Raw genomic sequence first — 21483 nt, 5'->3', positions numbered from 1 at the left:
AGCGCTTAAAGGCTGTCTCCTGTGCGGAAGGAGGCTTGGATAGGGAGGCCTCGCCGCCATGCCGGTCGGGCGATGAGCTTTGCGTGCTTGGCACGCTTTGCAAACCTTGCGGCTCTGGCGCTTGGCGCGCTAAACGTATCCGGCGATGCTCAGCCTCGCCGCCTGCCTCCCCCGGCACAGGCAAGAAGGGGGCGAGGGTAAACTTTTGCAGGCCGGGGTAATAGTACGAATAACTTGGCACAGGCGCGCAAAGGAGAGGATTGCCGGATGAAACTGACCCACGAGCAGGTCATCGCCCTTCACGGGTTCAACAACCTGACCAAATCGCTGAGCTTCAACATGTACGATATATGCTACACGCGCAACAAGCAGGAGCGCGAGGCCTACCTGGCTTACATCGACGAGCAGTACAACTCCGACCGTCTCAACCACATCCTTCATCATGTGTCGGATATCATCGGAGCGCATGTGCTCAATACGGCCAAGCAGGATTACGAGCCGCAGGGCGCCAGCGTCACGCTGCTCGTCTCCGAAGGCCCCGTCGTGCAGGTTCCCCAGGGCACCTTCGGCGAATCTCCGGGACCGATGCCCTCCAACGTCGTCCTCCAGCTCGACAAAAGCCATATCACCGTCCATACGTATCCCGAATTCCATCCCGACGAAGGCATCAGCACGTTCCGCGCGGACATCGACGTGTCCACCTGCGGCGAGATCAGTCCGCTGAAGGCGCTGACCTATCTCATCTCCTCCTTCGATACCGACATCATGACGCTGGACTACCGGGTGCGGGGCTTCACCCGCGACATTACCGGACATAAGCTGTTCATCGACCACGATATCAGCTCCATCCAGAATTACATTCCGGACGAGGCGAAGGACCTGTTCCACATGATCGACGTGAACGTCTATCAGGAGAACATCTTCCACACGAAGTGCAAGCTGAAGCAGTTCGATCTCAACAACTACTTGTTCGGTTATACGAAGGACAAGCTGAGCGAGGAAGAGCAGCAGGAGATAACCGAGAAGCTCAAGGGCGAGATGGACGAGATTTTCTACGGCAAGAACATGTATTGAATAAAAAAAAAGCCTGTCCCGCGCCGGGCTCGCCGGCTGCAGGACAGGCTTGTTCAATTCTTTTGCAGTTTTTCGGCTGCGATCCTTTTCCCGCTTCGGTTCTTTTTCCGCTTCGCTTCTTTTTCAGCCGCGGTTCTTTCAAGCGGCGCCATATCCCAGCCGCTGTTCATTTCCGCGCCGTCCGGCTCGCTTGCTGAAGAGAATACAGGTCCTCCTCCAGCGCCCCCATCCGCTCGCGCACGGTTCGGACGGCATCCTCGACGGCCTGATTGCGGATGACCGGCGACAGCAGCGAGAGCATGAAGTCCAGCATCAGCTCCGCAGGCAGCTCTCCGAGCTCCTCGTCCCTTTCCATGAGGAAATAATGCTGCAGCTCTCCGATGAGCTGCTTCTTCTGTTCCTTCGGCAGCTTTGTTGTGTGCATGAACCGCCCCGCCTTCCATTCTCGGATTTGTCGGCCAAGCTCAGCAGCTGCAGCTGCTTCCCGCCCTCTTCTCTTCCTTGGAGACGGCGGCTCCCGATCTGTCCGCGCCGGCAGCCGGCTTCTCCGGATCCCTCGAAAACAGCAGAATGCCGTCCCGCTTCTCCCAGCCGGCCTTCGTCCAGAAAGCCGCTCCCCCGTCGTTGCTCTCCATGACCATGAGATAACAGCGCTCGATGCCGGCTTCTCCGAGTCCGCGCAGGCAACGCTCCGCGAGCTCGCTGCCTATGCCTCTTCCCCGGAATTTAGGGTCTACGGCCAGATGGTACAGCCAGCCGCGCCTTCCGTCATGGCCCGCCATGAGCGTGCCGACGACTTTGTCCCCGGCTGAGGCGATCAGGCTCAGGCCGGGATTCCGCTCCAGATAGGCCGAGATCGCCTCGCGCGAATCAGCCCCGCTCAGCACCAGCCCGTCCATCCTCTTCCACAGAGAGACGGAGTCGTCGTAATGGCTGTCGTCCATCGGCAGGTACCGTATCGGCTCCAACACCTGCTCTTGCATTTGCTTCTGCTCCTGAATGCCGTCCATCGGGCTCAATTCCCCTTTCATGAATGCCGCTGTGCAGGCGGAATGTTCGTTCAGATCGCGGCAACTTCCGGATTTTTGGACAATTCCCAGGATTGGAATCGAGGCTAAAAGGTCAACGCCAACGTTTTTCGGAGAAAACCATTTCGCAAGCGTTCCTTCCGCTTCTCCGGAATCATTCCATCTGCTCCGCTGACTGGGCTGGATCAGCCTTGTCATGGGGCCTGCCGTCGTACAGCGAGCTATAGAAGCCTAATGGGCATGGGCCCCTACTTCTTCGTTCTCGTGCAGGCTGGCTTCCCGGTAATTGACGTAAACCCTCAGCTTACCTGCAAGCTTCCGGTCGATGTTCCCGCTCTCGAACAAGCGCTGGATTTCATTGCGCTCGGCCTGGACGGCCTTCTGCTCCAGCTCCTTGCGCCCTTCCTTGGAGCCCAGCGGGCGGCCGAGCGCCGCCTGGCCGCTGCAGAGACGGAGCTCCAGCTCGCGGTAATGCGCCACCATGGCAAGCACGATATCCTTGCTGTAACGGCCTTCCAGCTCCTTGATCCGTTCCCCGGCCGCCTTGACCGAAGCTTGCTTGAGCTCCAGATAGGCTTCCTTGCTCCGGGTTCCCTTGAGCTTGGCCTTGCGGTGCCTGCCCCGCTTGGTGAACAGGCGGAGGAACAAGCCGTAAAGCAGCGTAGCCAGCAGCTTGACCCGGTTCGTCAGGGCCAGCTCGACGCGGTTGAGATAATGCTGGAAGGCTTCTTCCATGTCGGGCGTGATTCTGCCTTCCTCCAGCCATTCGCGGGCAACCTTGCGCTCCGCCTCGAGAGCGTGAAGGCGCAGGTCGACGACGGCGCTTCTGGATTCCGCCTCCGAAGCAAGGCCAAGCCGCAGCTGCTGGATGCGCTGGACATAATCGGCGCGCAGCTCAAGAGCGGCCGCCTGGTTGTCCTCTCGCATTTCCCCTTGCACCGTCCTCAGCCCGGCGTCCAGCACCAGAATGCGCGCGCGGCGCTCCGCTTCCTTGGACGCCGCCTCCATATCCTTGGTCTTGCCGTCTTCGGACGAGCGTGTCAGCAGCGGCAGCATGACGCTGGCGAGCAGCAGCGTGATCAGGATGACGCCGGCGCAGATGAAGAGGATCAGGTTGCGTTCCGGAAACACGGAGCCGTCCCCGAGGAAAAGCGGAATGGAGAACGCGCCCGCCAGCGTCACCGCGCCCCGCACGCCGGACAAGGCGGTCAGCAGCGACGTCTTGAACTTGCGTTCCTTGGCCCATACCCAAGCCATGCGGAGCAGGAGCAGCAGCGCCGTAATGGCGAAAATGTACCCGATGACCTTGCCGTTGTTGTAGTTCGGATCTTCCCAGACCACCTGGATGACATCCGGAATTTCGAGGCCGAGCAGCATGAACACAAGACCGTTCAGGCAGAAGATGATGACCGACCAGGTGCTGTCGGAGACGACGTTGAGCTTGATCGTGGACGGACCCATCCGATCCCTCTCGATGGCATGCACGACGCCTGCGGCCACGACGGCCAGGATGCCGGACACATGCAGATGCTCCGCCGCAAGGTAGATGACGAACGGAGTCAGGATGAGGATCAGCATATGGACCGTGACGTCCTCCATCCCCCAGCGGCGCAGCCAGACGCGCAGCCAGACGACGGCGAAGCCGAGCGCGGCTCCGAGCGCCAGCCCTCCGAGCGCGATCACGAAAAAGCTGCCGACGGCATTGGTCAGCGAGAAGTAGCCGGTCACTGTCGCCGCGATGGCGAAGTTGAACGCGACGAGGCCGGAGGCGTCGTTCATGAGCGCCTCGCCCTCCAGCAGCCGCAGGATGCTGCCCGGCAGCTTGACGCGGCTCGCGATGGAGCCGACGGCGACGGCATCCGTCGGCGACAGGATCGCCGCCAGCGCGAACGCCGCCGAGAGCGGGATGGCGGGAATCATCCAGTGGATGAACGGGCCGGCCACGAGCACGGTCGCGAACACGAGGCCGAGCGCCAGCAGCAGGATGGAGGAGCGCAGTTTCCACAGCTCCTCGCGAGGCGTGATCTTGCCGTCGTTGAACAGCAGCGGCGCGATGAACAGGACGAAGAACAGCTCCGGATTCAGCGGCACATGATGCAGCCACGGGAAATAGGCGGCCACGATGCCGAGCGCGATCTGAATAATCGGCACCGGAACGAACGGAATGAAGCGGTTGATGATGTTGGAGACCCCGATCAGGACCAGCAGCGCCATCACCATGATGAAGATTTCCATGAGGCAACCAAGCTCCTTATGTACAGTCTTGCCCCTACAGGGCGGAAATGCGTGATCTTATTACTTTACCATAGTGGAGCATGCGATCCTAACCGAAGTCCGTCGTCCGCAAAGTTCGGGCAGGCTGCGCCTACGATCGAAAAGCTGCCGGCGAATAATGATATCCGGCTGGAAATCTTTCGGAATTGCCGCTCATCTTTATTGTTGACGGAAAATCGGATTCAATGGCATAATCAGCTTATTCCAATTAGTCGTATTCATTAATACTACTACATAAAGGAGGTCGGCATCGATGATCGATCGGCTCAAGCGGCTCGGCATGTCCGAGCTGGAAGCCCGCTGTTATCTGGCGCTGCATGAAGAGCCTGTGCTGTCCGGCTACGAAGTCGCCAAGCGCGTGTCCGTCTCGCGCACGAACGTCTATGCGGCTCTGAGGTCGCTCGTGGAAAAGGGGATTTGCCGCGTGTCGGAAGGCGAGACATCCATGTACGCCGCCATTCCCATCGAGGATGTCATTCGCCAGCTGCGCTCGGAGTTCGAAGAGAATGCCGGCATTCTGGAGCGGGATCTGAAGCCTCAGCCTCCTGCGCCGGGCTTCTATACCTGGACGGGCGAAGGGAATATGCGGACCGCGATCCGCCGGCTGATCGCTGGCGCCCGCCGCACCGTCGTCGTCGATATATGGAGCGAGGACTTCCATGAATTGGAGCCGATGCTGGCCGAAGCCGAAAGCCGGGGCAAGACGGTCATCGTCATTACGATCGGCGAGGTCGAGACCGGGCTCAGGCATGTATTCACCCACAAGCGGATGGAGATGTGGCTTCCGGAAAAATCGAGAGGCTTCTACATCCTCTGCGACTGGAAGGACGGGCTGCTCGGCAGCTTCAACGAGCCCGGCAAGCCTTCCGCCCTGGAGACGGACCATCCGTCCGTATCCGGAATGCTCCTGCAGGCATTCCATCACGACCTGCTGATGATGGACATGGAGCGCGACTTCGGTCCTCAGCTGGCCGAAGCTTACGGCTCCGACTATGAGAAGCTGCTTGACCGCTACCGCCATGATTATGGCTGGGATATTCCTTGACGGCAAAGAACCCTGCCTTGTATGTGAGCTAATGCCAGCCGATATCCCTTATGCCTGTCCGCTGATTCGGCCGATGTCTGCCAAGGCCAGCTGATGCCAACCGATCCGGTCGATGTCCGCCAGAGCAAGCGGATGTCCGCTTATTTCGGTTGATGACAGCTGAAGCCCCACGTTTTGAAGCTAGAGATGAATAGACCACTTGGAACAGAGAGGAAACCGAAACCATGTCACAAGCTGTCGCCCGTAGAATATCGACGAATGCCACCGTTTTCCCGATCCTGTTCATGATCAGCACGGTCCACCTGCTCAACGATTCCATGCAATCGACCGTGACGGCCCTCTTTCCCGTCCTTCGCGAGACCCAGCATCTCAGCTACGGGCAGATCGGCCTGATCGCTTTTATGATGAATATAACGGCTTCATTCCTGCAGCCTCTCGTCGGGCTGTTCGCCGACAAAAAGCCGCGCCCTTACATCCTGCCCTTCGGCGTCTGCTTCACGCTCGTCGGCGTCGTCTGTCTTGCGCTTGCGCCGAATTTCGTGACCATTCTCCTGTCGGTAACAGCAATCGGCGTCGGCTCGGCCATCTTCCATCCCGAATCGTCGCGCGTCGCCTATCTGGCCGCAGGCAGCAGCAGAGGACTCGCCCAGTCGATCTTCCAGGTCGGCGGCAATATCGGCAGCGCGCTCGGCCCCGTCATGACGGCGCTTATCTTCATCCCGCTTGGCCAAAAGGGAGTGCTGCTGTTCGTCGCGGCCGCCGTTGCAGGCATCGCGATCCAGACTTTCGTCGCGCGCTGGTATAGTTCCATCAACGCCGCTCCCCGCCCCAAAAATACGGCCGCGGCCGCAAGCTCCGCCCTGCCGAGGCTGTCTTCGGGCAAGGTGAAGTTCTCCATCGGCATCCTGGTGCTCCTTGTCTTCTCCAAGCATGTGTACCTGTCCAGCTTCACCAGCTTCTACTCGCTCTACCTGATCGACGATTTCGGAATCGGCAAGCAGTCGGCCCAATGGTATCTGTTCGCTTTCCTCGTCGCTTCCGCCGTCGGCACCTTCATCGGCGGACCGCTGGCAGACCGCTTCGGCCGCCGCAATATCATCTGGCTCTCCATCCTGGGAACCGCTCCTTTCTCCCTTTTGCTTCCTTATGCGAGTCCCTTCTGGTCGGCCGTTCTGTGCGTATGCGCCGGGTTCGTGCTTTCCTCGGCCTTCTCTATCATCGTGGTCTACGCCCAAGAGCTGCTGCCGGGCAAAATCGGCCTCGTCTCCGGCTTGTTCTTCGGCCTTGCCTTCGGACTTGGCGGACTCGGCTCCGCCTTGCTCGGCGAGATCGCGGACGCGACCAGCATCGGCCTGGTCATGAAGATCTGCTCTTACCTTCCGCTGCTCAGCATCTTCACCCTGCTGCTGCCCAAGGATAGAGAGCTGCATGGGCAAGGCGCATGAATGGCCTCGCAGCTGTACCCCAAGAATGCAAAAGACACCCGTTTCGGGTGTCTTTTGCATTCTGCGCGTCAAGAGATCCTCGTTCCGATCTCGAGGATTCCTGACCAGCCGAGCGGCCGGCTCCGCGCCGTCTCCTCATCGCCTTCCATTAAAGACCTGCGTCCGCGACTACAGCCGGCCGGTCCGCTTTTTCGATGGCCGGCCTCTTCAGCGTAATCGCCAGCAGCAGCCCTGCCGCCGCCAGAATGGCGATCAATTGATACGCGTTGTGGAACGCATGCGACATCGCATCCGGAAGCACCGCTTCCCCTTTGCGCGCATAATGGTCGGTGCGATTGACCAGAAGCGTCGTAAGTCCCGCGATGGCGAACGAACCGACGACCTGCTGGGCGGCGCTTGTGAGCGAAGTTACCCTGCCGACCAGTTCCTTGGGCGCCGTTTGGATCAAATGCGTATTCAGCGCAATGAACGACATTCCCGTCCCGAATCCGATCAGCGCGCGCGGGACCAAGAACAGCCACGGGCTGTCGCTCGGATCGATGAGAGAGACCAGATAAGCCCCGGCCGTAATCAGGATCAAGCCGCCAATTACCAAAGGACGCGCTCCGATCCGATCGAACAGCCTTCCGCTGAACGGCATCATGACCGCGGAGGCCAGCGCCTGCGGCAGCGTCCACAGCCCAGCCTCGAACGCGCTCATTCCCATCAATCGCTGCATGAAATACGGAATGGCGAAGATCAATCCGAACATGGCGAATTGCATCACCCACTGCACCAGAATTCCCCGCGTAAATTGAATGGACCGGAATACCCTCAGCTCCAGCAGGGGCTCCTTTTGGCGCCGCAGCTCAACGACGGCAAACAAGATCATCGCGACAGCTCCTACGGCCAGGCCGGCAATCGTTTTTGCCGAGGACCATCCCTCCCCCGCTTCGCTCAGTCCGTACGACAGGCCGCCGAAGGCGAACGGCGCCAGCGCGATGCCGGCGTAATCCAGCGGAGCCGAGGCTTTTTTCGGTAGATTCGGCAGGAACATGGCGCTCATGACCACTCCGGCAATCCCGACCGGAATATTGATGAGGAAAATCCACGTCCAGCTGACGTAATCGACGAGATAGCCGGAGACGACCGGTCCGAGCGCAGGCGCAAGCAGGATAGGCAGTCCCATCATGCCCATGATCCGGCCCACCGACTCGGGAGGACTGATCCGGTAGGTCATCGCAAATGCAATCGGCACGACCATTCCGCCGCCCAGCCCCTGCACGACACGAAAGAAGATCAATTGCTCTGCGGTGCCCGCGAAAGCGCAAAGGATGGATCCCGCCGTGAATAAGATAATCGAGACGATGAACGTCTGCTTCGCCCCGAACCGGTCGGAGAACCATCCCGCCATCGGAATGACGACAGCCTGCGCGAGCGAATAGCCCGTAATCGTCCATTGAATCAAGCTCAGCTTGCTATGCAAGTCATCCGCCAGTACCGGAATAGCGACGTTCACCGCCGTCGTATCCAGAATCACCATGAACAGCCCGACGACAATCGCAATCAGCGGAGCCAGAAGCGAACGAACGGGCAAGGACTCTCCAGTTTGTGTGGACATGACAATCTCCCCCAAGCGTATTCATTTTCTTGCCCCTAAAGTAGCATAGGAGACCATACAAAGTAAACTAATTTTATAAAAAAAGTTCAATTCGTATATCACGTTTATATTCAAGAAGAGATGATTTATACTAAAGGGGCCAACCTGGAGGTGTGTTAAAATGTCGGAAACCCCATTTGATCCGCTGTTCGAGAAACGGGAGAAGCTTGTCTTGCGCTTGATGCCCTATGTCCATAAGCATGGCATCAGCCCGCTCAAAATGGATGAACTGGCCAAATATATGGATATCAGCAAAGCGACGATGTATAAATATTTTGCTTCCAAAGATGAAATTGTGGGCTGCATTGTCCACAAATTCGCGGCGTTCGTATCCGATCAAATGCTGTCGGAAGCTCCGCCGAGGCTGTCGCCGGAGCGGCTCTCGCAGCCGTCCGCCGAGGAGCGGAGGTTCTACAACGAATCCTTCGCCCAGGCGTTCAAGCTCACGATCAAGCTGTCTTACTACTTGACGGATGTTCTGATTCAGGATCTGAGCGCGACGTATCCGAGCTTGGCCGTCAAGCTTGCTGAAGCCGTAGAGCTTTGCAAAATCAAGCTGTCCGACTACTTCGAGAGCGGCATTCAGCTCGGGGTATTTTATCCCATCAATACGCGGCTTTATCTGACCCAGGTCGATCTTGTCTTTCGGAAGCTGCTGGATCCCAAATGGCTGATGCTGCAAGATATGACCTTGAAGCAAGCTCTGATGGACTTTTTCAAGACCATGAAGCATCAGGTCTTCTATGAAAAATGGATGGATGAAGATTATTCCTCGATTGAGCTCTATTTCGACCGATTGATTGCGGGGATGAGAACGCAGGAATGATAGAGCATCGTCGTTGATAGGCTGGCTGCCAAGCCAAAAAAACCCGCCGGATGTATCCGGCGGGCAGTCTCGCGCATGTCGATATCAGTTGACCACGATCTTGAACGTTGAGGTCGTGTTTTTGATATTCGTGAAGTTGTTCGTCATTTTCAGGTTGTTGAATGTCACGGAACCGACTGCCGGCCCTTGGCCGGGTTCAGGCATTTCATTGGCCCAGATGGCTACGCCGGACTTGGCGTCGTAGGCATCCCCGCTCTTCTGCGCACCAGAGATCGAGATGTTGCTGAAGATCGTGTCGGTGACCGGGTTTTGCGGCTGGCCCCCGCTGTAGTTCGTCTGGAACATGATGCCGACATAAGTCGGGTCGATGATGTCCACGTCGCTGACGCGGATGCCCTGGAATACTTTGGACGCCGAGAACACCCAGATGGCCGGGAATACCTGCTGTCCCCAGAAATGGCCGCCGGAGCGGACGACCGAAATGTTCTGCAGATTGGTCGTCGGCGAAGCGCCGAAGCCGTTCATCGGATACCCGAAGTCGAGCGAGCTGATCGTGATGCCGGAGTAGCAGAGCGTGTCGGCAATGTAGATGTTGCGGAACGTGTTGCCGTAACCTCCGTACACCGCCAGGCCTGCCGCGCGCCAGGTAAGGATCGAGGTCAGGTTCTCGAAGATGTTGTCCTTCTCGTCCGCTCCGCCTGCATCGATCGCCGAGAACAGCGCGAAGCTGTCGTCGCCCGTCGCCCGCGCCTCGATGTTGGAGACGAGATTGTTCGTGCTGCCGTTGGTCATGTTGATGCCGTCGGCAAAGGTGTTGCGGATGCGGGAATTTTTGATCGTCATGTAGTCGGTGTTGGCGCCCCAGTACATGCACACCTGATGCTCCGTCCAGATGTTGTCGATCGTCATGTTCGCCACGTTGGAGAAGTCGAATACTTTGCCCGGTCCGTCGATGCGGCTCTTGTAGTTGCCGAAGTAGGCGAAGCCGGAGAAGGTCGAGCCATTGGCCGTCGCTTCGGCGCGGAAGCCGATGTCCGTATTGTCCTGGTTGGCCGGCGCCGTGAAGCGCGTATACCAAGGGCCTGCGCCGACGATTTTGACCGGCTTGCCGTAGACCTGGAACTTGTTCGAGGTCGAGTACGTTCCCGCCGGCAGATAAACGCCTTCCAGCGTGCCGGTCGTGTCCATGCGGAATTTGTCCAGCGCGTTCTGCACGTCCTGATGCGTGAAGCCGGCCGGAACGACGTACTTCGCCGGGTTCGGGTTGGCGATCGGGGCCACCTGCTCCAGGTTGATGAAGTCGATCGCATAGTTCGTCGTGTTGGCTGCATCCTTCTGCAGCTTGATCGTGCTGCCCGCCGGAATCGTCGTGTCGAACATCATGTTGGCCTCGTCATAAATATGACGCGGTCCGCCGGAGGAAGGACTGTTGTCGGGATTCGTTTCATTGCCGTACAGCCAGGCGTATTTGCTGGTGAGCTGGATGGCTTTGGCGAAGCTGCCGTTCACGTACACGTTGAGGGTGGAGTCGATGCCTCCTCCGCCGGGAGCGTCGGGAATGGAGAAGCGGACGACGAGCGTGTTCGTGCTCGCCTTCGTCGTGAACTGCACATAGCTGCCGGTCGAGTTCAGCGTGACCGCCTTGCGGCCGGAAGCTTCGCCGGCGATGTCGCCGATGTTCCGGTTCGGCCCGACGACGGAGGCGCCGCCGCCCGTAGCGCCGTCTTCGGCTTCGTACATGTCATACGGCATATTCGCGCCGCGTCCGACGAAGAACGATTGCGTGCTCGTGTTGTTCGCCTGCTTGACCGGCAGCTCGTTGCCGTCGACGGCGATGACGGTTTTGACGGTATATTTGCCATTCACGGCCGTCCAGGTGCCGAGGCTGATCGGAGCCGTCGAAGCGCCGGCCGCAAGCGTGCCGCTGTAGGAACCGGTGAGCGTTTTCAGCACCGCTCCGCTCGTTGCGTCCGACAGCGTCAGCGTAATGCCGTGAGCGCCGGCCGCGGATGCCGCCGTTCCTTGGTTTTTGAGGATGACCGAGAAGCTGACCGTATTGCCTGCAGCCGGATTGCCCGGACTCCAGCTCACGCTGGAAGCGATGAGGTCGGAGCTCGATACGGGGCTGACAACGAGCGGCGACGAGGCCGTGAAGCTGTTGTTGTTCTCGTTCAGTTCAACGACCGCGTTGTTTTCGTCGACCTTGGCGGTCGCTTGATAGGAGCCTGCGTCCTTGGCCCCGATGCTGAGCGGCACGTTGACGGAAGCGCCTGCCGCAAGAGCGCCGACATCGGCTGTTCCGGCCAAAGTGCTGCCCAGGTAGAAGTTGACCTTCGTGGCGGCCGATGCCGCCGTTCCGATGTTGCGGACGGCAGCAGTGAGCGTCACGGAGTCTGTTTCCACTGGAGAGGCTGGAGTCCAGGTGAGAGCGGAAACCGTCAGATCCGGATTCGGAGCCGGCGTGCCGATGACCTGGAACTCGGCGACCTGGCCTGCCGAGGAGCCCGTGTTCGCCGTAAAGACGAGCTGCACGTCGCTCGCGGTGCCGGAGACAGGAATCGTCACCGTGTTCCCCGTAGCCGGATCGAAGACGTAGTCCTTGGCGGCGACGAGGCTCGTGAAGGAGCTTCCGTTCTGGGTTTTGCCCATCACCTGGATCGTCTGTGTGCGCTTGCCCCAGGACGAATCGGGGTTCAGCTTCAGCACGATCGAGCTCAAGGCAGCATTCGCGCCCAGGCTGACGGTCAGCGTGTTGGGATAGGAGCCGCCGGCGCCTTCCCAATAAGTAGCCGTGTTGCCGTCATTGGCGTTGGCCGCTACGAAGGTATACACCGTCGAGCTGGCCGAGATCGGCTTGCCCTGGGCAAGATTCGAGCCGGGACCCGGCGTCGGGGTGGCTGTAGGCGTTGGTATGACGGTTGGTGTCGGTGTTGGTGTCGGTGTCGGTGTCGGTGTTGGCGTTGGCGTTGGCGTTGGTGTTGGTGTTGGTGTTGGTGTTGGTGTTGGTGTTGGTGTTGGTGTTGGTGTTGGTGTTGGTGTCGGGGCGGTTCCGCCGTAGATCTCGAACTCCGAGAATTGGCCAGCCGGCCAAGCGGTGTTGGAGGCGATCGTCAGCTTCACGTAACGTACGCTTGCCGCCGTGAACGAGACGGTGACCGTATTGCCGCTGGCGGGATCGAAGGTGTAGTTGGCGGCGGCTTTCAGAGTGGTATAAGCAGAATCGTTCGTACTGCCGGAGATGAGGATATTCTGCGTGCGGGCTTCCCATCCCGAAGGCAGCTTCAGGACGACTTGGCCGACGCTCTGCGAGCTTCCGAGGTCGATTCGGACCCATTGCGGCCAAGCATTGTTGACGCTTTCCCAATAAGTCGATGCATTGCCGTCGTTGATGTTCGATGCCTGGTAGACATCCGCGTAGCCGCTTGCCGCCACGGACTTGCCGAGCGCGAGGTTCGTCGCCGCTTCAGCCGCATTCGGATGCAGCGACAGCGATCCGAAGATCAGCGCCAGGGCAAGCAGCAGCATTGAGGCGCGTTTCGTTTTTGCCATTCGTCAATTGCCTCCTTAATAATAGAGAGAATGATAGAGGACAAGCCGTAAACGCTTACAATTTTCTGCGGCATCATGCCGCAGCCTTCTGCCCTCCCCGCTGCGGGTATAGTTGCGATACCGTCCGGGCTGACTGTGTATCCCTTTCGGCATAGAGCCTTTCTGCGCCGGAGCGGTCTCGCCTATTTATTATGGCCTTCTCCGATCGGTTTAGCGATGTGTTGAATTACGGACCTCATGTTCATTTCTACGCTGGCAGGCCTTATCAGAAAACCTAGCTGCGGAAAAAATAGACCGCTCCTTTCAAAGAGGCTTCTGAAAAGTGCCGTTGCAGGCGGAAAACATTCTCCAAATCGCTGTTGTTCCCGAATTTCACTTCTATTTGCCGCTTTCAGCGGTTGAAATTCGGGAACAAAGACGACCGCTTCTCATTGGATGCATGCCTATTCCTCCTATAGGCAAATGTTCATTGGCCACTTATCGCAGCAAGCTGATTTGTCAGAGGATCTCAAACGTTTGTTTGATTGCAAAGAAAGCTCCCGGGGGAAATCCCCGGAAGCCCATGAAGGTCAGGTCGGACTGACCGAACCCACTATTCAGCTTTCTTCTCAAAGTAGGAATGAAGGCGGTATTCACAAATCTCTCTCGTCCAGCGGAAAAGAACCTCTCGATCCGACACAGCGATGTCCAAGCTGAAGCCGAAACCGCGCTCGTCGAAAGTCGCAAGGCCTTTGGAGCTCCCGCTCCATTTGCTCATCGGCATTTCCTCGATCAAGGCTGCGATCTTTTTCTCGTTATAATCGAGCAGAGCTTGCGACTGCTTGTCGGACATATCCACCTTGCGGCGATACTCCTTCTCGGTCAGATACCGATGGAAGAACGGTGCCGCCTCTACCGCGGTGATCGGCTGCGGCCAGCGCTCCGCTCCTCTTTCAAGCATCGCAAGCAGCAGCACCATCTTGTAGGACTTCGTCATGCCGGTGCCCTCCGCTTCCAGCAGCCAATCCTTATAGCTTGCAAGCGCCTCTTGCTCTTGGGGCTTCAGCTCCTCCGCCCAGCCAAGAAATGCTACGTAGGAGCCGAACTCCTGCTTGTACTCCCGACTGTTCTCCCGACCGTGCAAATGCAGCTCCAGATAAGTCGGCCGCCGCTGCAGATCATCTTTGAGATTCCGATATGCAGACAGCAGCTTTTCCTTGCGCGGCTGCCGCTTGCGTGCCAGCTTCTTGAGCAGATCAACGACACCGGTCTCGAAGTCGATCATGCATCCAGCAGGAACCGTCGGCAAGATACCGCTGCGCTTGCCTTTTTCCCCGCCAGCTCCCGTATCGAACAAGCTCATCTTAATGTCTGCATTGCGGTAGTTCCCGATGAGATCGATGATCACGCAGCTGTCCTTGCCCCCTTGCAGCCGCAGGCCGCGGCCTACCTGCTGGGTGAAGATCGTCAGCGACTGCGTCGGCCGCACGAACAGCAGCGTATCGACCGACGGGATATCGACCCCCTCATTGAACAGATCCACGGTGAAGATCACATCCAGCTCGCCCTCCGCCAGCTTCCGGACCGCTTCCCGGCGCTGAGCCGGACTCGACTCCGAGCTCAGACTTCGTGCAACTGCACCGCGGCTGGAGAAATGCCGGGAGAGGAAATTCGCCTGCGCAATCGACGAACAGAACCCGATCGTCCGCGTCTGCCGATGCTTCAGCCAAGCGTCATAAATGCGCTCCGCCATCTCTTCCCGCAGTTGGACAGCGAGCAGCTCTGCTTCATCATAAACGTTGCCTAGCCAGGTAAGCTGCGAATAATCCGTGTCATCATAGATGCCATAGTAGCGGAACGGACTCAACCAGCCTTTCTGAATCGCCTCGGTGAAATGGATCTGGTAAGCCACGTTGCCATCGCATAGCGCATACACATCCTTGCCGTCCAGACGCTCAGGAGTCGCCGTGATGCCCAGCAGGAACCCCGGCAGGAAATAGTCCAGCAGCGCCTGATACGACTTGGATGCGGCATGGTGGAATTCATCGACGACGATCAGGTCGAAGGCATCCGGCTCGAACCGCTCGCGATGCCGTTTAGTTCCTAGCGTATAGATCGAGGCGAAGACCAGCTCCGCCTCGCCTTCCTTGGCCGTGCCGTTGTAGAGCCCGGTGGACTTGTCCGGCATGACATGGAGGAACGACTGCTTCGCCTGAAGCAGGATTTCCTCCCGATGGGCGATGAACAGGACGCGCCGGAACCGATTGCGAGCGAAGAATGCCGCCAGATAAGTCTTGCCGAGACCGGTTGCCATGACGACCATCGCCCGGTTGTAGCCTTCATCGAGCGCGTTCTCCAACGCTTCGAGAGCACCGGCTTGCGCAGGACGCGGAACCAGAGCAGACGCTTCGGATGAAGAACCGCCGTCAACGGCATTGTCTGTATTTACCGCGCCTCCGCTGACCGCAGCACCGCCCAGATCGGCTTCTTCCTCCTCGACAATTTGCCGCACGAGCTTCGGGTATTTTTGACGATTGCGTATGTACTCCTGCTCATAGGCCGCGATCACGCCCTCGGTCAGCGCATTCGTTTGATCGTGGTAGAAGTGGCGCATGAACTTGTCCAGCGCTTCCTGGAATGTGAACGGCTCAAGCTGCGCGTTGACCGACAGATTCCACTCCAGCCCCATCTTGAACGCGGAGCGGGACAGATTGGACGAGCCGACGATGAATTTGCCTTGGCCGTTCATATAGTCGAACAGATACGCCTTCGGATGGAAAGACGTACCCCGGCTGCGCCACAGTCTAACCTCCATGCCAGGATGAATGAGAAGCAATTCCCGCAACGCCTCCGGCTGCGTGACGAACAGATAGTCTCCAGCCAGCAGCTTGACTTCGGATCCCCGTTCCAAAGCATCCTTAAGATGCGGGGCGAGGATGCGGACGCCGGATTCCATAACGAACGAGGTCAAGATATAAATGCCCGAAGCCTGCTGGATACCGGGAATCAGCTCATCCGCTAGATTCTCTGTGATGAGCTTGATATCAGGCATCTTGAACCTCGATTAGGTAGATTCGATCACGGAATCCGCCCCGCTTGACAGCCTTGTCCGTGCGGATGCTCTCAAGCTGCTCAGGCGATAGGCCATGCGTCGCAGCCAAGGCATGCAGCAGTTCCAGAATGTCCGCCAGCTCCTCACCGGCATCGGCATCGGTCTCTGCAGCCAAGTATTCGCCGGTTTCCTCTGTAAGTTTGGTCCGGAGCTCCTGTTTGTACTCCGCCTCGTCCAGCAGGCGGAGTTTCGGCTCCAGTCCTTGTTCCATGATGATAGCCGGGATCAGATCACGGACGAGTTTGTTGTAAGTGGGCATGGTTATGGCTCCTTATGTATAGCTTAAAATAGAGGCTCTAAACAAAAGAACCTGCTTCCGATTTTTCGGTGCAGGTTCTTCTTGCTGAGTTCATTGCCTCATTTTAATCTGTTGCACTAAAAGGTCCAATCTTTCATTTGGATCTTTTTTAAGTTCACATTCCCACAGAACGATAACATTCCAACCCATGACTTGAAGCGCTTTTTCTACGACTCTATCTCGTTCAATGTTGGCATGAATTTTATTGCTCCAGTACTCTACGTTAGATTTAGGAATCCTAAAGTACTTACATCCTTCATGCCCATGCCAAAAACATCCATGCACAAAAACCAACGCTTTATGCTTGGTTAAAACCAGATCTGGCTTTCCGGGCAATCTTTTGACATGAAGCCTATACCGAAATCCTTTTTGGTGAAGATAACTCCTTACAACTAATTCCGGCTTGGTATTCTTCCCTCTTATCTTGGACATCATATGGCTTCGTTGTTGCTTGGTCAAATGATCCGTCAGGATAATCAGCCTCCTGTTCAGAGCATTGCATAATTTCGGCAAGAACATCGGCAATCGCTTTAGCCATTATTGGAGGCACAGCATTGCCCACTTGCTGGTACTGAGAATCCTTAGAACCGACAAAAACGAAACTGTCTGGAAAAGTCTGCAATCTCGCCGCTTCTCTTATACTGATAGCCCTATTCAGAGTAGGATGAATCCACATTGACTTTCTTACATTAGTTACAGTCCCGCATGGTTTGTCATAATCCAGCCTCAAATAAATTGAGTTCTGTGTCTTTTCCGGACTTGTGTATGTGTTCTCTATTAGAGTCCAATCAAGATCATGAAAGTTTTGACCCGGTTTTAAAGACTCAAAGCGTTTCAGCGCTGTTTCTCTCGTCTCTGTTACTACATGATTGAAAAGTAGCTCCGAATCCCTCAAACTGCTGGAAAGCCTAGAAGCAATTTGTAAAGGCTTGACTTCTAGCGGCGCTTTCTCGACATCAAATGACGGCTCTATCGACTCAAGATCTTTTATTGCATCGGAGACAGTCCTGTATGCTGATGGCTTGTACTTAGGATCTGGAAGCCTCGGCAGTACTTTTAGTTTTTTAGAGATTCCAAGTGAAATGTACCTTTCTCGTGTCTGTGGAGCCCCATACCATGCTGCATTCAAAACTCCATCTGCAATATTGTAATGCTCGCCGAGACTTTTTGAGAGGTACTCTACAACGGAATAGGAACTAGTTTCAACTCTAATACCAGTTGAATCAAATATTGCCTTGTCTATGATAATGTTGTTGTCAAACAGCTCTTTGGAACCTTTCAATATTTTCTGAATCTCAATGTAAGAGTCTATGGAGGGAGCCGCTTCTGCAAACCCTATTTTTCCGTTCACATACTTCCTGCACGAATCAATAGCAGAATTCTCCAAGTCCACGTAAGTGCTTGAAACCACTTCACTTCTCTTGGGAATCCTCGCCAGCAATTGCAAGCACTTCTTGCCCTTAGTTGCCAAGGTCTTTGAACGTTTAGCGGTATCAAACGAATTTTTATAAAAAGTCCTCAGCAAATGAAAAGTACTGTCGGTCAAAACTAGCTCATTCACAATTTCCTTGTCGCAGAAAAATGTTTCTATATCTGAGAGTGGACTCTCTCCCTTTGAAAGGATAATTTCTTCTTTTCGTTTTGAGATTCCAAGCCTTTCTATTTCTAAGCAATCATTTTGCGAACTGAAAAATCGATGAGTCTCTGATTTCAACATACGTACATTTTCCATAACAAAGGCTTTAGGCTGCAATGATAAGATGGCTTCTACATACTTTTTTACAAGTCCATTATTTAAACTGACAATATGGTTCTTTTGGCGGTTTGCATTTGAAAACCCCTGACAAGGGGGACCACCAACCACAACATCGATATCTCCGTACTGATCTTTAAGATTTTTGAAATCAACCCCAAGAATATCACTAGGCCATTTCTCGGATTCAAACGAACTGCCATGGTTGATTTTGTAGGTTCCCATTGCATTTTCATTTTTCTCAATTGCTACTGCTACCTCAAATTTTCCTGTCTGTCTAAATCCCAGGCTCATACCGCCCGCTCCTGCAAATAAATCAAGTATACGATACAATTCCTGGCACCTCTCAATCCATTCAAACAATTAAGCAGATAGTAACACAATTTTAAATCTACCTTGCATGTCTCGCAACTGCCAGATGATACTTTCCCAAACTTCTTTTCAAGCAATCGCTCCTTCTTTTAGAGCCTTATCATATAAGTTGAAAAGAACTTTCGCTTGTTTCTCAGACGGAGGATATAATGCTCCATCCGCCATTTTCTTGAGTATGTCTAACTGTGTGAATGAAATTCCCATCGATTTGAAGTTGATATTGTAATAGCTGAGCAATTTCCGCCAAACTTCCATCGGCAAGTTGACGACAAATCCTTGCATCTCAATTCCATTGTCAATCCGCTTTTCTTTTTTATCTTCTCGCTTAATGACTACCTTTTCTTCGTTATCAATAAGCAAATCTGAATAAATAGCGATATTCAATGGCATTCGCTTCACAGCATCCCAACATCCTGCTTTTTTGCACCACTGCCCAGCATTGGCTGATCCTGGTGGAGGATTTGTGATTACGATATAAACTGCCTTTGCAATGACATTTAATATCTCATCTAATTGTTTTGAAGTTGATTGCTCTTCCCAAATCCGGTTGAAGTTAAAATGATGTCCTGATTTCTCAACAATATACGATAAATAAGAAATGGTATACGCAACAGTTTGTGCCCTGAAGCCATTGTCATACCATTCCGCATTCGAAATCAGTTTTTCAACCGTTTTAAATAATATGACTCTTGCTACAGCATCTCTGAAGTAGGTTTCCGTTATAGCCAATACATCTTTCTCCAACCACCAGGTTATATGATCAGCAAAAGCGACAAAGCTATACTGGGCTCCTTTGGATACTGTGTCTGGCCGTTGAAGCCATGCGTTCTCGCTTTTCGAAAGAAAAGTTTTATCAAGCATTTGAGACTTGGGATTTTCAAGCTGATACTTGTTTTTCTCAGAGTTAGTCAAGTATGCCTGCTCATTCAGGTATTCTCCCCTGACTCTTTCATAGAACCAATGTGTTCTTCTTTGAGAGCCTCCAGAGGTAGGGGCCCACACTCTTCTCGAGTAATTCTTCATTTCTTTATGAAAAGGACTATTCGAGAAAAAGTCGGATTTATTGACCTTATTTTGAGTATTAGCGTACTCCGATATTTTTGAGACATACTCATCTTGTTTTTCATTGCTCTCTACTACAGACAGCTTCATTTGTACGGATACATCCGATACATCAAATTTTGAGGTCTTTTTTGCAGCGTATATAGCTGATGTGGTTTGGCCTCCGTTGACAACTTGAAAGTTGCTGAGCTTTTTTATTCTATTCTCTCTTATTTCTACACTTGAAGCAGTCGCCGTTATACCATTGTTATAAGCAAAAAACATTTCTGGAGTATGTTCAATTGTGTTTTTAATTCCTCTATTGACACCTCCCTTGAATTGCAGGAAAGTTCTTACATTCTGCTCAAACAGCTTTTGCCCGAACTTTTCATAGATCTCAACAAGAACATCTCCGGTTATAAAGGTCAAATACGATCTGTATTCCTCTGTGTTTGTAGGAATTGTCAAACAGGGCAGATCCACTTCGACTTCAAAATTAGTATTGAAATTGCTCGCTAAAAACAGTTTATATATATACTCAATGTCTATGATACGAAATTCAGTAGTGATATTATCGATGATTTCATCAGGTATAGAAGACAAGTTTTTTGTAGCCTTCCCATCTGTAATGATGACAATCCTCATTTTTTTGATTTCTTTACTCTCGAAGTGTTTATTTATGTTATATGACATAGAAAATGCATCTGACGTTTCTTCCATAAATCTATATTTCCCACTCACACAAAATTCAAAAAAACCTTTTATTCTACTGATTTTCGTTTTGATCTGGCTCATTGTAAGAGTATTCATTTCATCTTCTTGAAAGAATTGATGGACTAGTAGTGATAGTATGCCTCGCTCTTCATCGAAATCATAACCGTGAATTTCGATACCTGTTTTGTTATACTCCGCCGCAGTGTAGTTGACAGATAAATCTCCTGAGCTTACCAGCTCTTCGCAAACATTTTCAAAAAAGGATTGGGATTTTAACAATCCTCGGCTTTCCGAATCGGATAAAATAGACTGCAAAAAATCCTGGTGGAATTCTTTCAATGTAATCATGTTGCATTTCCTCCCAATACAACTGCTATATCAACCTCAAAATCACTGCACTTAGTTAGATCTAAAGAGTATTTAACAAATTTCACTTGAGCAGGAACCTGTTCAGGAATTATTCTAGGGAATTCATCCTTCACCTGATATGCTTGTAGTCTATCCACAGAAAATTTGCTAAGCTGAAAATCTATAATCTCTGGTATGAAACCGTACTTCACTAATTTCTCTTCAAATATTTCAAGAGCCTCAGGATTTTGAATTAAAACTTTTCTAATACTATTCGAAGCATCCTCTACTGTCTCACCCAAGTCATTCGTCGATAACGAGTAGGCCAGCAAATAAAACAATTTCTTATCTGAGAATAATTGATGTATCGAAGAAATACTTATGACTTTCGCTTTGGAAGTTCTATAGGACTTTATCTCGATCGCTTCCTCGCCCAAAATAAAATCTTGCTTATCAGAATCAGGCCCCCCCCAAGCATCAACTCCTTGAAGAAGAGTATTGGATTTTTTTTAAAATTATATCTCTTAAGCACAACAATTCCGAATACAAACCCATTTGAAGCTCTTGAGTAAAGGAGTTTTTAGGTTGTTTTAAAAGCAGCTGCCACCTTATCAATCTTGTCTCAAGAGTTTTTAGTGCTTCTTCAAGTGTTGAGTTTTTAATTGTCGCAACTAAATCAAAACACAGCGTAAGAAAAATCTCCCATTCCATTTTGTCATTCAAAATCAAGTAGTATTCCGTTGACTTTTCAGTTTTGTTTTTAATTACCTGAATATTCTTGAGTTTAATATTGGATTCACCAATATCGTTCAGACTTTTTAAAGCAAACTGTATTCCGTAACTCCCACTAAGATCTACAATCCAATAGATATCATGGATTGTATCTGCAACCACTCTTCTTTGAGTAGACTTAGCCATGTTGCTCCATGGATTATCAATCATCAGAAGGAACCTCTTCCTCTTCTCGCAAATTCTGGATATACACA

Annotated in this window: 16 protein-coding genes; 4 read left to right on the top strand and 12 right to left on the bottom strand. The window is 53.5% G+C overall.

Annotation, left to right across the window (positions count from 1 at the left end):
- The first annotated feature begins 267 nt into the window (after positions 1 to 267).
- Entirely contained in the window at positions 268 to 1074 is an 807-nt protein-coding gene (gene speD / locus BN871_RS12740; protein ID WP_048746399.1) for an adenosylmethionine decarboxylase, read from the top strand.
- Positions 1075 to 1240: 166 nt separating this feature from the next.
- On the opposite strand, the gene BN871_RS12735 is transcribed toward speD, so the two are convergent.
- The 3 genes from BN871_RS12735 to BN871_RS12725 form a co-directional block, all read right to left on the bottom strand.
- Positions 1241 to 1498, bottom strand: a complete 258-nt coding sequence (locus tag BN871_RS12735) for a DUF2164 domain-containing protein (RefSeq protein WP_021877715.1) — start codon at positions 1496 to 1498, stop codon at positions 1241 to 1243.
- A gap of 40 nt (positions 1499 to 1538) precedes the next feature.
- Positions 1539 to 2084: a GNAT family N-acetyltransferase gene (locus tag BN871_RS12730; protein ID WP_232313005.1), complete on the bottom strand. Its 546-nt coding sequence runs from the start codon at positions 2082 to 2084 to the stop codon at positions 1539 to 1541.
- A gap of 249 nt (positions 2085 to 2333) precedes the next feature.
- Complete coding sequence (locus BN871_RS12725; RefSeq protein ID WP_021877717.1) at positions 2334 to 4337, bottom strand: Na+/H+ antiporter; 2004 nt, start codon at positions 4335 to 4337, stop codon at positions 2334 to 2336.
- Positions 4338 to 4629: 292 nt separating this feature from the next.
- Between BN871_RS12725 and BN871_RS12720 the strand changes: the two genes are divergently transcribed.
- Positions 4630 to 5421, top strand: a complete 792-nt coding sequence (locus tag BN871_RS12720) for a TrmB family transcriptional regulator (protein WP_021877718.1) — start codon at positions 4630 to 4632, stop codon at positions 5419 to 5421.
- Positions 5422 to 5645: 224 nt separating this feature from the next.
- Positions 5646 to 6866 (top strand): MFS transporter, encoded by a 1221-nt coding sequence (locus tag BN871_RS12715; protein ID WP_021877719.1) that lies wholly within the window; start codon positions 5646 to 5648, stop codon positions 6864 to 6866.
- A 148-nt stretch (positions 6867 to 7014) separates the two neighbouring features.
- On the opposite strand, the gene BN871_RS12710 is transcribed toward BN871_RS12715, so the two are convergent.
- Complete coding sequence (locus tag BN871_RS12710; protein WP_048746398.1) at positions 7015 to 8466, bottom strand: DHA2 family efflux MFS transporter permease subunit; 1452 nt, start codon at positions 8464 to 8466, stop codon at positions 7015 to 7017.
- A gap of 160 nt (positions 8467 to 8626) precedes the next feature.
- On the opposite strand from BN871_RS12710, the gene BN871_RS12705 reads away from it, so the two are divergent.
- Positions 8627 to 9331, top strand: coding sequence for a TetR/AcrR family transcriptional regulator (locus BN871_RS12705; RefSeq protein WP_048746396.1), 705 nt, complete (start codon positions 8627 to 8629; stop codon positions 9329 to 9331).
- Positions 9332 to 9415: 84 nt separating this feature from the next.
- On the opposite strand, the gene BN871_RS12700 is transcribed toward BN871_RS12705, so the two are convergent.
- From BN871_RS12700 to BN871_RS29645, 8 genes are all read right to left on the bottom strand, one after another.
- A complete protein-coding gene (locus BN871_RS12700) occupies positions 9416 to 12880 on the bottom strand; it encodes a CARDB domain-containing protein (RefSeq protein WP_048746394.1) in 3465 nt (1154 codons plus the stop codon).
- A 592-nt stretch (positions 12881 to 13472) separates the two neighbouring features.
- Entirely contained in the window at positions 13473 to 15911 is a 2439-nt protein-coding gene (locus tag BN871_RS12695; protein ID WP_021877724.1) for a DEAD/DEAH box helicase family protein, read from the bottom strand.
- Entirely contained in the window at positions 15904 to 16230 is a 327-nt protein-coding gene (locus BN871_RS12690) for a nucleoside triphosphate pyrophosphohydrolase (protein WP_048746392.1), read from the bottom strand. The genes BN871_RS12695 and BN871_RS12690 overlap by 8 nt, the downstream gene beginning before the upstream one ends.
- A 90-nt stretch (positions 16231 to 16320) precedes the next feature.
- Positions 16321 to 16701 (bottom strand): very short patch repair endonuclease, encoded by a 381-nt coding sequence (locus tag BN871_RS26885; RefSeq protein WP_232313007.1) that lies wholly within the window; start codon positions 16699 to 16701, stop codon positions 16321 to 16323.
- On the bottom strand, positions 16622 to 18355 hold the full coding sequence (locus BN871_RS12685) for a DNA cytosine methyltransferase (protein ID WP_048746389.1): 1734 nt from the start codon (positions 18353 to 18355) through the stop codon (positions 16622 to 16624). The genes BN871_RS26885 and BN871_RS12685 overlap by 80 nt, the downstream gene beginning before the upstream one ends.
- 108 nt (positions 18356 to 18463) lie before the next feature.
- Entirely contained in the window at positions 18464 to 20497 is a 2034-nt protein-coding gene (locus tag BN871_RS12680; protein WP_048746387.1) for an AIPR family protein, read from the bottom strand.
- Positions 20494 to 20934: a PD-(D/E)XK motif protein gene (locus BN871_RS29650; protein ID WP_048746386.1), complete on the bottom strand. Its 441-nt coding sequence runs from the start codon at positions 20932 to 20934 to the stop codon at positions 20494 to 20496. The genes BN871_RS12680 and BN871_RS29650 overlap by 4 nt, the downstream gene beginning before the upstream one ends.
- Before the next feature lie 40 nt (positions 20935 to 20974).
- Positions 20975 to 21483: PD-(D/E)XK motif protein (locus BN871_RS29645; RefSeq protein ID WP_048746384.1), on the bottom strand; the 509-nt coding region annotated here is incomplete at its 5' end.

The sequence above is a fragment of the Paenibacillus sp. P22 genome (assembly GCF_000469945.2).
GTDB classification, from domain to species: Bacteria; Bacillota; Bacilli; order Paenibacillales; family Paenibacillaceae; genus Paenibacillus_O; species Paenibacillus_O humicus.
Note: the sequence above shows the minus strand (reverse complement) of the source record. Positions and strands in the feature narration are given on the sequence as shown.